Below are 13,884 nucleotides of genomic sequence, written 5' to 3'. Positions count from 1 at the left end.
CTCGGTATCCTTTTTCTTTATTGATTAAAAAGGATAATAGCAATGAATAGAGCAGCAGGAAAGTCGGGTAAAAACTTAGGGAGGTAATTTTTAGAAGGCTAAGCTAATTTTCAGTGCAATCGCCATGTTAGCCATGATTAACCTCCTAAGGGTTGATTGTGGTTAGTGGCGTCATCGTGTTAGTCGCACTATGATGCCACGCTTACTCTCGATTTTGGCACTGCCTTATCGAAAAGGTTCAGATAATTTGCCTGCACGGCCTGTTCAATCTCAAACCTTCCTTTAAGGTAAAGGATTGATAAATCAGAAGCAAATAAAAATACTCTTCATAGTTGCAGAAAGAATATATTTTTTGTATATGTGTCTTATTGGCAACGACAGTTACATCTTACAACCATCACTTTGAGTCTAATATAACTTCAGCTATTTGTAGTTAATGCGAATTTTATTTTACCTAATAGGCACTATCATAAATTCGCTATAAATTTTGAACGAGTCGCAGGATTGCAGATTAAATTTTTCAGTGATATATAAGGAAGATATTCTTGTTGATACAAGGAAAGCCTTCATGATCTTTATTCCAAAAAAAACTCTCTCACCACAATTTAACTTTTTAATATTGCTGATTTGTTTTGGTGTTTTAACTTCTGGAATAAAAGCGCATGATGTTGATCTTGATGGTGACTTTGCCGAATCATCCAGCTCACAAACCTCTAAATCCAATATACCAAATGTTACGGAGAAACCTCTCACTGTTTTTGGCTATGAGTTTTCTGACACATCTTTGGGTAGGAAAGCGCTCCAACCCCGCACAAAAGCCTTTGAGAGACTTGAGTTTTTAGGCGATAGAGTTTGGGGGCTTATGACGGCTCATATGTTATATAAATACTACCCTTCAAAAAGTATCGGTTGGTTAGCAGATGCCTTTTCTAAGCTTGTTTCCAAACCGAGTCTGGTCCACCTTTACGAAGTTTGTCATATTGATCCAACTCTCCTAACATCCCCCTCTTATCAAGCACCTGTGATAGGCCCCATAGCAGAAAAAACAGCCTCTGATATTGTAGAGGCCTTAATAGGGGCCGTCTACAAAGATAGGGATTTTATAGCGGCTCAAACTTACGGTGAAAAACTGATAAGGAGTCGCAATAAACTCAATACAGAAGAAGCTGTTATTCAGCTGAGATCATCCTTAATTTCTTCAGACAATGTTCAAGTATCTCTTCACCGCAGAAAGCTTCCCCAACTTGTAGAGCTATTAGGTTATGCTTTCAAAAACAATCGTCTTTTGTATGATGCCTTCCAGCATCCAAGTGTGGGAGGAAGTGCTTTTAAGAAACTTGATTTTATAGGCGTGAGAGTTTTGGCTCTCGCAATTGCAGAAAAAGTCTATAACGATTTTCCCGATGCCGAAGAAGGCCTGTTGATGGCCCAAAATGAACAGCTGATTAACAATGATAATTTGGAGGGTGTTTTTCAAAAATGGCAATTGTGGCGCTATCTTACCAAACAATATCATGGGTTCATTGGTGAACTTATAGCTCCGGAACGGGTTCCCAACAGAATGGCTTGTGGTACCGTCCGCACGTTTATGGGAGCCATTTATTTAGATGGGGGTTGGGAAGTGGCATCGTCAGCCGCACACAAACTTCTTTTTACAGATCCTCCTCCCGATTTCTTTGAACCTGTTTTTAGATTGGGCGATATGTTTAATCATACTTCACCACGCCCTAGTAAACCTCTTGTAACTGAGAATAAAGATGCTTGGCCAAGTTTAAAAAAAGAAGATTTAGCCTCTCACGAACAATCTTCAATTTCCTCGCAAAGCGTGTCGGCTATTTCCTCTACTCAATCTTCTAATAAACAAATGCTACCCGCTCAACCAAGTTATCTTGATATAGCTAAGCGCCAACAAGCAGTTACATCTACAAATAATGATGATGATAATTTAATGCCTCAAGACCCTTGGCCAGAATTAACTTCTAAAAAGACAACGGACGCATCGCCTTCAAAAAGGACAAACCCTCAAGATTCTAGAAAAAGTTCTGAAATTTGGAAGGATCCTGCAACAACGATGAAAAGTATTATGCCGCCGAAACAAGATAAGCTTCTTTTGAAAGCTAAATATTAATAATTACCATAGAAAATATGACAAAAATTTTATTCAGAAATTTCGAATTTATTTTGGTATGACTCTTAATTGATGGAAATAAGTATCTCATAAAATAAACTTAATTTCTCGCCATAGAGTGGTAAATTATTTATCAGAAATAATGAATTTTAAAATCAAAAAACAATGCTTTTTAAAATAGGTTGCTTGCAACAAAGCAGCGTTGCAAAATGCAATGTGTAAGCGCGCATTTCTTAAGTATTCGAAATGAATGATTGATAAAACCAAAATTATGACTTTTTAATTTTCATAAATTTGAAAAATTAGAATGGGGACTTTTAAGGGGGCAAAATCCGCTTATAGCAAAATTCCTTTTTTCTAACTCAAAAAATTTTATATAAATATAGTTATAAATTAAAATACATCTTTAGGTGGCCAGTTTGGATTATTTATCTCATCTTCTCCAGCATTATCGAGTGTGGCGTTTAATACAGATGGCACACTTAGTGTTGGTATTTTTACATTTACTATAAAAGATTTGTGGGGATTTTTGTGAATATCATGAATTGCCTGCTCTAATTCTTCAATATTTTTGACTGTATGGCTCAATCCTCCCCCAAAAACTTCAGCTAATTTTTCATATTTCCAATCATTAAGTTTGTTGTATTCATATACTTTTGTATCAGATTGCGGTATAGGGTTAGGGCGAAATGGATTAGGATTCACTATTTTTTGTTCGATTCCATAAATTCCGTTCGCAAGAACAAAAACAACTGTATTGTGGTTAAGTTGAGTATAACTGGAAACCCCTTGGCATGTTTCTTGAAATGCCCCATCGCCTGCAATAACGACAACGCGCTTATCTTTTAATTTATTATCATTGATAGCACATTTAACCCCTATGGCAGCAGGTGAAGCATAACCTATAGATAGCCAAGCTGCTTGTGCAACAAATCCATCTTGTGACTTAATATGTAATGCTTGCTGTGCTGCGATTAGAGAAAACGAAGCATCTACAACAACTATGGTATCTTTACTATCTTTTATCCATTGGTCATTAAGGACTTTAAAAAAGGTATCGTAATCCCATAGAGTATTACTTCTGTGTTTTTCTAAATTAAGTAATTTACTAGTTGGATATACAGGCTCTGCCCATACGCTTTTCGTATCCACACTTGTTGAAACATTATTTGATTGCATACTTTGATGATATATTTCTAATCTTTTCTCAAGCTTTTCCATATAAAATTTTAATGATACATTTTGATATAATTTACCTCCTACATATGCAATGCCTTGTGAAACAATAGCTTTGTCATCATCCGCTAGTATGCCTTTATTTCCGATATCTTTACTTGTTGTCCATGCTCCTAACCCAATTACACAACTCGCATTTTGAGGGAGTCCTACACGCGAAAATCCGGGCGTGTCTTCAGAAACCAGTGACTTACCTAAAGCCGCAGTCGTATAATGGAGTCCACTAGATTTTAAAAGTGATAAGAAAGTTTCTTGAATACCAAAACGCTGAATTTCTATCCCAGCCCAGAACATGGGTTGAGCTTTATTCTTCTTTTCATGCTTCTTAATCAAATCCAAAGTGCTTTCAACAGCTGCATCTACATCCGTAGTTGATATTGGAAATGGCATTCTCTTTATTGGATTTAGATTAGCAGCAACCCAGAATTTATCGCGCCATACATCTTCTAAAACCTCTAAATAGACAGGCTGTCGACGATTTATACATGCGGTAAGTACAGAATCAATTTGTAGTTGAGCTTCATTAGCATTGCTAATACGTTCTGCAGCTACTGTAATAGGTCGAAAAACTTCAATGTTAGATGTAGCACTAGGAAGCATATGAGAAAACAAAACGCCTTCTAATTCATGAGTTTTAAATTCCTTATTAGTAGGTGCACCATTTATTACAACTACAGGTACTTGTTCAACAAAAGAACCCGCAACAGAATTTACAACACTGAAAGCTCCTACTCCATATGTCACAGCCAATACCCCAACACCGTCTCTTCCTAAGATACGTGCATATCCATCAGCTGCAAATCCTGCACAGAGTTCATTGGAAGTACCTGTAATTTGTAATCTATGTGGATTCTTATCTTCTAAAATAGTATCTAAAAATGGGGCTGTATAATTCCCTGCAACACCAAAAATACGCTTTACACCTAATGATTCAAGGCGATCTTTCAGATAAGATGCAACTGTCATTTCTCTAAAACCATTATCATTATCGTCATCATTATTGTTTGATGGTTCATTAATTTTATCCACTTTATTTGACGCAACAAGTGTACCTGCTGCATTTTCCTCCTTTTTTCGTATTTCTAAAGAGACTCTTATTGCAGATTCAATAGCACCTTCAATCCAAGCATGTTTCATAGACGCATGTTCTCCTGCAAAATGCACAGGTCCTTCTGGAGTCGATACATTTGGATATAAGCCTATGATTTGACCGGGAGAAAATACTGCCGCTTCACCAAAAGCATAGAAGTTCTCCATCCAACTTTCTGTTTGACATTTACCTGTATAAAAACGAAGGATTCCTTTGCCGTAAATATCTGTAAGCCCTCTGAGGGCATAAGTAACTCTATCTTCTATTCTAATTGAATCCCACCGATTGGCATCATCAGACCAAGTATAGCTTGCCAAAATTACACCTCCCTTGCTTTCTTTATTTGGCGCATGGCTAGGAAAATAAATAAACCTATTGGGTGAATCTGTTACCACTCCCCCTCCAATAGAATTATGTCCTCTATATTTATCTGATAGTAATTCATTCCATTCTTGTTCGTTCCATTCCCAAAACCGTTGGTTAAATTCTAGAAATATTTTCGTTGCCGAATCATAGTGAAGCTCTGTAATTGCTCGATTTTTAGCGTAACTGAAAAGTGGATTTACATTAAAAAATCGCAGGGAAGAAAATGGTATGGAAACAACTAAATAATCTGCTGTAAACTCTCTTTCCATCGGCTGAGTCGCTGCTTCATTATACTCTCCAACTCTTTCACCAACTGTTCTAACGTACACTCCAGCTCTTTCCCGGTGTATGGCTTTAGCGTTTTTATTTTTAATATCTACAGGATGTGTCGGGCTTGCCCATTGGATTTCAATTGCACGAGCATTCATAACAATATTTCGTTTACCAAATTTATTTGCAAGCTCATAAGGCAATCTGTAATTGCCTCCTACAATTTCTCTATATTGTGTAGTCGGATTTATATAAAATGTATCTACGAAACCATGTATAAAAGATAAGAATAGCCTGGAGGTTAAATTTTGAAGCGTGCCAATATAATCTAAAACGACATGTTCAGGATATTTTTCTTTAAGAAATTGACCCATACTATATTTATCATACTTAATTATAATTTGCTTCCAAGCTTCCACCACTTTCTTATTGCGAAGCTTTGAGTCTTTAATTGTAGTGTCTGGAATTGTGGCTTTTATCAAGGGAGATAATGCCTCATCAAGCAGTTCCTTTGCTGTTTTACCTTTATATTTAGGTGGCAATGCAAAGCCCAATTGGCGATCAGATTCAGGCAGTTCAGGAGAAACGTATTGGGAAGATCTTTCTTGTATTCCATTAGCACGAACCCAAGTATTTCCTGCTGGTCTTGTATCATCATCTTTTCTAACATCAACATTATAAAATGGTTGCGTTTGAAGCCCTAATTTATTTATAAGGGTTTGTACTAAAGGATGGGAAGTTGGAATACGCATAGCTCCTGCCTCTGCATATAGGCTCGGATCTTCAAAAGGTGGCTCTCTGCCTTCTTCAGTGCGAAAAGTCTTTATACGCCCCCCAACTCGCGTTCTATTTGCTTCTAATATGGTAACATTAAAGCCCTCTCGTTGAAGAATAATACCCGTAACTAACCCAGCGACTCCAGCACCCAAAATTAAGACATCTTTTTTAGGGGGGTGAGGTAGATTATTCGATGTGTTTTCCAATGCTTGCGCAGAGGGATATTTCGAAAATACTTCATCAAGTATGTTTTCGTATTGCGCAACAACACTATTGTACTGGTCATCGACCATAACTATTTCTTTAGCAATTTTATCGCAAGCTAGTTCACATTCAAACTCAGACATTGCGGGGGGCACAGGATTAGATCAACTTGAAAGTGGTATATTTCCCCTTATAGCGCATGAAGAAGAGAATAAAGGTTTGCGGCTACGATTATATCAAGAAATGCATCGTATTAAAGGTGCCACAGATGATGCTCTAAAAATCTTGGACTATATTGCCTTAGCTGCAAAACAGTGGGTTCCTCAGGAAATATCAATTCAACCTGGAGAGATGCTTATTTTTAATAATGGATGGGGCATCAATAAAATTACGGGAGTTATGCATGGAAGAGGTGGTCATATAGAAAACCCTTTTAGATGGCTTCAAAGAGCGTATGTGAAAAAAAATAAACCATCCAATTAATTAAGGTTATTTGTCTATCATGGATAAAGTAGATAGTATTTAAGACAAGCTAGGATAAGGGAAATTCTAAATTTTCCCTTATCCTGATCTTAAGTTAATTTTCTAAGTAACAAGAGAGTATATAAGAATATGTGGTGTTATGAAGTTTCCAAAAAAATAAGGAGACAATATATGGAAAGACTTTGTCCGAGGTGCGGAAGCATTATTACAGTTAAGAACTCTCAAGAGAATGGAAAAAAAATAATCCCAAAAATTTACAAATCAACCTTTAATTACACTGACAATAAGTAGTCATTATGAATTCGCATTATGAGCTTCTAAGATATCTAACTTTTTTTGAATGTTTTTAAAATATGAGGAATTTTTAAGAGCTAGATTATTTAAAATATCCTGCGCATGCTTCAAATGGCTAATAGCTTGTTGTTTTAAGTGTGCCTTTGAATTTGTATCAGAAGCCATTTCAGATTTTTTAATATACAAGTCGGCAAGTTTGTCAAAAATAACAAAATTTGAATTACTATTTTTTACTTGGCTAATTTGATATGATCTTTGGAAATATTTTTCCGCTTGAGTAATATTATTTTCTTGGAGATAAGCTTCCCCTAAATAACGCAACAGTCTCATTATCGCATAACTACTTTTGTTTGATCTTTCTTCAAATTCAAGACAATCAAAAAATATTTCTTTAGCTTTGGCTGTTTTTTTCTGTCTTAAATGCAGCCTTCCAATTTCAAACAACACCCATTTTGTTTTAATGTTATCATTTCCAACTGCATCCCGGAATATTTTTAAGCTTTTGTTTAAAACAGATGAAGCTTTATCATATTCATTTAAATCCACATAACCACTGCCCAAATTTCGCAAAGCCCATCCCATGCTTAGACTATCCTCTGGAAAATGCTTTTTATAAATTGTAAGCGTCTCTAAATATAAATTTATAGCCTTTTCAAATTCTCCTTGTGCAGAATATACCCAGCCGAGAAGTGCAATTGCCCATCCAGCATCTGCGTGTTCAGAAGAAATATAATTTTGATAGATTTGTAGGCTTTTTTCAATATAGATTTTTGCTTTGCTATAGTCGAGAAGCTTCAAATATACATTACCTAATTGAGCTAATGATAAGGCCAAGCCTGCATAATTTTGTTCATTCGCATTGTTATAATATGTAAGACTTCTTTCAATCAGGTCCTTGGCCTTTTCTAATTGATCTCCTTTATCAACATATAAAATACCAAGATATGTAAGAGTTTGAGCAATTCTAATAGGATCATCTGTTTTATATCGGTCATATAAGTTTAAACTTTCTTTTAAGAAAATTTCTGATTTTTCAAAATCCCCTCTACCCCAATAGATTATTCCCAAGTATGAAGTTATCCTTGCTAAATATGGTTTATATTGAATGCTCATATTTTCTAACTCAAATAAGCAACTGCTTAACGTTTCAATAAAATTTTTATCAATAGACAAAATATAATAGATGTATGCTAATTCTCCCGTAATTAAAATATTGTCGATAGGATGTATCAATTTTTGGTGTTTTAAAATTGTATCCCCATGTCTAATGCACAGATGCATCTTTATAAAATTATCTTCATTTATTGCAGAACTCATATAATTAATGAATGTTAATAGAATTGGTTTAATAATCTCCTTATTTTTCTCCAAACTCAATTGCTTAATAAAATATTTAACAATAATTGATTGGGTACTTCTATGAATAGAGAGCGTTATAAGAGGATTAACTTTATTAGGAGCATCAACATTTATGAGAGAAAATTTTTGCAAGTTATAGATGAATTTGTCAACAACAGTAGTGTTTTTAAATCGGTCCAGTAAGTCTCTTGGAATATTTTGAGAATTTAAGAGGCTAATGCATAATAACAAGTCTTGAAAATCTGGATGAATTTTAATTAATTTTTGAAGAGTTAACATAATTATTTTATAACGTGTTTTTTTATAATTACCTGATTCATTTAATATATTTTCCTGTAAATCTGCGATATTTTCCTGATTTGAATTTAATTTTTCCAAATATTCATCATATGAAATTTCCGTAGTTTTCAAATAGTAAGCTGCAACAGAAATATCTAACGGAAATGAGGGAATTTCTTTCAAAAATTCTTTAGTTTTTTCATCCGATATACGCTCATAATTTGACGATTTATCATGACTAATAATTTTTACAAAAAAATCAAATTTTTGTTGGGGGTTTAGTTCCCCGACTTGAATCACATGATCAACGTATTTATTATTTTTAATGTTAGCATCTCGCGTAGTGACAATAATTTTCCCCTTTCCCCAAGTTTCAAAATCTTTTGGAAAGTACTTTCGAATATCTGCAAAATTTTCAACATTATCATAAATTAAAAACCAGTTTGAATTTTCTTTGAGATGATCTCTTACAAATACTATTATTTTTCTTTCCCGTTCACTGGGGTTCTTTATTTCTTGAACCTCTTTTAATTTTTTCTGATCTTCAATTTTACGAGCAAGAGCTTGAGCTAAAGCTTCAAAAGCTGATTGCAAACTGTCATTTGTTTCAGCATTTATTTCCCATATAATACTAGCATTTTGTTGATGACCGTATTGATTGGCAAGAGTTGTCTTTCCTGCTCCACCTGGCCCTACAAGTGCAATGGTATGAATGCCTTTATTCGTTTTTTTAAACTTATTTTTAATCTGAGCAATAAGTTCAGGACGAGAAAGAGATAGAGATTCCGAGGGTATCGTCAAATCCGAACGAATCGCCAAACTTTTTTGTTTTTCTTCATATCCCTTAAATAAGAACATCGCAGTCGCTATAACACCAATTATCACCAACATCAGGAATAGGTGTCTCTTCCAACCTATTAAGCTATATCCCCGCGTCTTATATTTACTTCTCTTTAGTTCTAATTTATTTTCACTTGCCTGTGCTGCACTAATAGAAGGTGCGTTTAAATGATCATAATTATTTTCCCACACTTGCTTGTTGTTATTAAAAGTTACAATGATTTCGTCTAACTTTGGATGGGGCACAAGTCTTCTAATGATTTCAAGTACTAAAGAATAATAGCTGTCCTCTTGGGAAGGCTCTAAAATATCACCTCCACCCGTAATACTAATGGTCTTAGCCATTTCATGATGGGGGAAAACAAATAATTTATTATTATTTTCATCTGGAAGATTAGGAAAATTACGATTAGCTTTTACCGCTTTATGTGCGAAAGCTTGCTGATATTCTTCTATCCATTTTTTATCTAAATTATAGACAACATATGTATTTTCGTGTCTTTCTTTTAATATTTCGGGTAATGAATTGCTTTTATCTCTTGCCTCAAGGGAAACAACTATCCCTGCCATTTTTAAATATTTTGACAAATGATTAATATATGAGGAAGCGCTATTTTCAGTGGGATAATAAACAATTAGACAAGGAAGACTTTCACCTGATTTCAAAGTTGAAATGTTTGTAAAACATTTCTCGAACATATATTCCCGCAATAGTGCTGCATGATATTTCTTAATAAACAATAGTTTATCAGATTTTTCAATGAAATCTATAATGTTTTCTTTTGAGCCACAACTCAACTTTATCATTATGTTGTGTGTATAGTTTGCAATTGTTTTTGGGGAAAGAGATAAAATAGAACCAATTCTTTTGGCAGATCTGCCGCTTATAAGAAAGGCAATAACATCAACTTCTCTGCGCGTAAATTTTACACCTCTAATTTCTTTTAGATGGTGAGAATAAATATCCTGGAAAAACTCATGTTCAGTATTTTGCATTGCTCCTGATCTTGATTCTATTTTAAGCCGCTATTTGAATCTTTAATTCAATAAAGCTTCTTATCTTATAGTGGAGTGTTCTCAACCTAGCTGCTTTTAATCTTATTGTAAAGAACCAGGTAAATTTTACCCTGGTACCCTACCCTGGTATCCTTTCAGGGTAGGTAATGGTAAATCCTCTCCCTAAAGTTAACTTATGATGCTTGGTCGAGGTTTTAAGAAAACTTGAGCAATCATTAATAAATAGCAGAAACAAATGTGAAGTTCATATTTTGATAAATGAAAAAAATATGAGTTGGCGAATCTCTAATAAAATATTAGGTGCCTTACTCACATAAATTATGAATAGGAGAAAATGATGACAAACGCGATTCAAGTAAAAAAAAATTTACAAATTATAAAAAAACCCATTTTCAAAAAGGTAGTAATATCTACTTTTATTCTAAATCTTTGCATAGGCTCTTCTTTTAATACCCGGGCCGTAGATGCACAAAATATCCAAGCTCTTAATCAAGGGGAAGTAAGGCTTATTCAAGTAGGAGAATCTTATAGATTTGTTGATAGCGAAAATAATCCAATAGCTAATGCGAGCTTTAATAAAAATACCTTAAAAACTCGCTTAAATCTTGCGAAGGAAACCTATATTACAGCAATAGATAATATAAAAAAGAATGCTTATAGAGAATTAAAAGGCGTCATTGATGAACACTTTAGTGAGGAATATGTTAATACATTATTTACAGATTATTTAGATGATGCAAATTCACAACCCGATATTGATATTACAGGATCAACTTGCAGCTATGAAGAAAAAATAAATTTCAAAAAATATATTAGATTGTGCGAATCAATCTATACAGATTTTTCAACACGTGATTTGCATAACAGTCAGCATTTAGCGGGTGTGGCAGAAAAATTAGATAGAGTTATTAATCATTATCAAGAGATAAATGGGATTTATGAAAATCTTGAAGCTGTCAAAAATCAGCTAAATTATTTAGCAAGAAGAGAAATAGTAATTGAAGAAAAAGATCACCCATGGGAATGTAAAAAGCAAGTTCTTGCGATCGACAGAAAAAAATGTGAGTCACATATTATCGATAATATTAAATCGCTTGTTAATGATATTAATAATTTTTTAAAGTTATTAAATAGAGAAGATGAATATATTAATGAAGATGAATGTATTATGGGGGACAAGATATCAGTTGTTTCTCTTCCAGCAAAATTAGATGTCATTAAGCGTGACATTGATGAGGAGTATAACTGGTATTTCACACAAGAATCTATAAGCCCAGAAACATGGATATCTGAAATGGATGATAAGTTATCTCTAGATAGAATACCTATGTTTAAAAATAAGCACTTATCTGTGAAAGGAGTAATTGGTTTTTCATTTTTATACCAAGCAGGATTGATTGGAAATAATAATATTAGACTTATGGATATAGGTTTTAGAAATAGAACAACATATGGCGGACTCTGGAATACATTAGCAACTAGAGGGATGAAGTTTAAAGGAAATCCATTAACTTGGTTCGAAAATCTAGGGGAGGTTGATTATGTTGCATATATCGAAAGGGATACTTCCCCTGCTAGAAAAGATAAAATTTTTATTGTTTATTCGGGATCAAATTCTGATACGGACTGGGGAAATAATTTAACTATAGGTTTGAACTCTTATTTGGGTTTAGCTGTTCACCAAGGAATTGGCTGGTTATCGGAGGAAAGTAGTAAAAAACATCAACCTGCATTAATACAAAAAATTCAAACCTATTATAGAGGAAATAAAAAACCACTTAAATTAGAAATCATTACGACAGGCCATAGTCTCGGTGGAGCATTGGCAGAATTAACTGCATACCGTTATAAAACACAATTTATTAATGAATTTAATGATATTACTCAAACACAAAATATAAAAGTAAAAACATATACATTTGGTTCTCCCGCAATAGTAGATGAAGTTTCAAAAATTAAAATTGAGGAGGCTTTGGGAAAAGAGAATATCTTTAGAATATGGACTTTTGGAGATCCAGTAGTCGATTGGTCAGCAAGAAAAAGATTACCGAATGATAGACCATATCCCTTTAGGGGCTTACTATTTGATGATACTACACATATAGGTAGAAATGTTGTTTTATATAATATGTACAACCAAAATTTTGGACTTCTCGATTGGTGGAGAAAACATGGGACGGAAAGATATAAAAGTTATTTAGAGGACTTAGATAAACCCTTTCTAATACCACAAATATCAAATTTTTTGGAAATCTTAAATAATTATATTAGAGTTAAGAGGCTACCTGCCTACAAAAAACATAAAAAAATGGTTTTAGAAATTACTAAACAACTTGTTACAGATTCATTACCGCAACCTCTATTACTAGATCGTGATCTTGCTGCGCGTATTATTAGATATACACCAACTACTATTAAACTTACTCCTCCCTCAAGTGTTGAAGAGGCACTCCAAGCTGTTCATTCTCCTAGATATGCAGCGAGTATATCTCCTAGATTTACAGTTGAAGAATCTGGAAATCTTTATTCATATGACACTAATGCTTCTAATTCATACAGTACAAACGAGAAGGCAGTAAGAGTCAAACGCACCTCAAATCTTCTTTACAATCGTCATGAAATTACGGCTACTTTCCGTCTTGAAGGTCAAGTAATAGATTTTCCGATTAACAAAGATACCCCCTGCACTATTCAAGCTGTAAAACAATTCCTAAATGATAAAGGACTATATTTAGCAGATGAAGATATTCAGCCATTTAGTTGTGGCGCATTTTTAGCAAAGCATATATTTGTTTCCCAATATGTAACATTTCCAAGCTACTATTACGGTGTTGCCGGAAGAAGGGATGTGCATCTTGATACCCTAACAAAAATATACCAAGGCTGCGTAGATGAAAAGGTTTGTACACCTCAATATTTAATGCAAACAGGCAGACAGAGGGAGCCTCTTCAACAAGCTCTGGGTATCTTAACCCAAGTAGGTCTTGGAGAAGCTTTCAAACAAAAGCAATTGCATTTTACAAGGTACGACGCACAAGACAGACTTAGAAGGGACATCAGACATGGCAAGGAACTCGTTACGGAACCAAGACCAGCGCTAAGATTTGATAGAAATCTTCTCGCAAGGTTAATCCAACCCTTAGATATTACGCAAGTTAATGAAGATATTTTTAATAATGAAAGGCAAATTCTCTACAATCAATTATGCACTGCAACAAGTTATGCAGATCATTGGAATAGATTAATGAGTTTTATTGATATTAATGAATTTAGGAATTTAATTCTCCATCAGGCAAGAAATCAGGGGCAAGAATTTAGAACACATGCTTTCCAGAATTTTCAAAGAAATCTTATGCATTTATTAACTTTTGCAAATCCAAATTATAATTGTTTGCCTAGCTGTTTAAATAGAAGACCAACACTACACCACCAAAACCTTATTTACGACCTTAATAGACTTAGAAGAGAAGTGATAGGAGAAGCCACTTTAGCCTCATAAGTATAAATTATGAGCCTCTAAGATTCACGGGATCTTAGGGGC

At 34.2% G+C, this 13,884-nt stretch carries 5 protein-coding genes; 3 read left to right on the top strand and 2 right to left on the bottom strand.

Annotation, left to right across the window (positions count from 1 at the left end):
• Positions 1–568 precede the first annotated feature (568 nt).
• Positions 569–2,128 carry a hypothetical protein gene (locus FJX03_08210; GenBank protein MBM3633663.1) on the top strand — a complete coding sequence of 520 codons (1,560 nt, stop codon included), beginning with the start codon at positions 569–571 and terminating at the stop codon, positions 2,126–2,128.
• Between the two features lie 393 nt (positions 2,129–2,521).
• Here the strand turns inward: FJX03_08210 and FJX03_08205 are convergent, their stop codons facing one another.
• Positions 2,522–6,214 (bottom strand): hypothetical protein, encoded by a 3,693-nt coding sequence (locus FJX03_08205; GenBank protein MBM3633662.1) that lies wholly within the window; start codon positions 6,212–6,214, stop codon positions 2,522–2,524.
• Positions 6,215–6,290: 76 nt separating this feature from the next.
• Here FJX03_08205 and FJX03_08200 point away from each other — a divergent pair, with 76 nt between their 5' ends.
• Entirely contained in the window at positions 6,291–6,554 is a 264-nt protein-coding gene (locus FJX03_08200) for a TauD/TfdA family dioxygenase (protein MBM3633661.1), read from the top strand.
• Positions 6,555–6,848: 294 nt separating this feature from the next.
• On the opposite strand, the gene FJX03_08195 is transcribed toward FJX03_08200, so the two are convergent.
• Complete coding sequence (locus FJX03_08195; protein MBM3633660.1) at positions 6,849–10,322, bottom strand: tetratricopeptide repeat protein; 3,474 nt, start codon at positions 10,320–10,322, stop codon at positions 6,849–6,851.
• A gap of 355 nt (positions 10,323–10,677) precedes the next feature.
• Between FJX03_08195 and FJX03_08190 the strand changes: the two genes are divergently transcribed.
• Positions 10,678–13,842 (top strand): lipase family protein, encoded by a 3,165-nt coding sequence (locus FJX03_08190; GenBank protein MBM3633659.1) that lies wholly within the window; start codon positions 10,678–10,680, stop codon positions 13,840–13,842.
• Positions 13,843–13,884 lie beyond the last annotated feature (42 nt).

This window comes from Alphaproteobacteria bacterium (genome assembly GCA_016870095.1).
Taxonomy (GTDB): Bacteria; Pseudomonadota; Alphaproteobacteria; order Paracaedibacterales; family VGCI01; genus VGCI01.
Note: the sequence above shows the minus strand (reverse complement) of the source record. Positions and strands in the feature narration are given on the sequence as shown.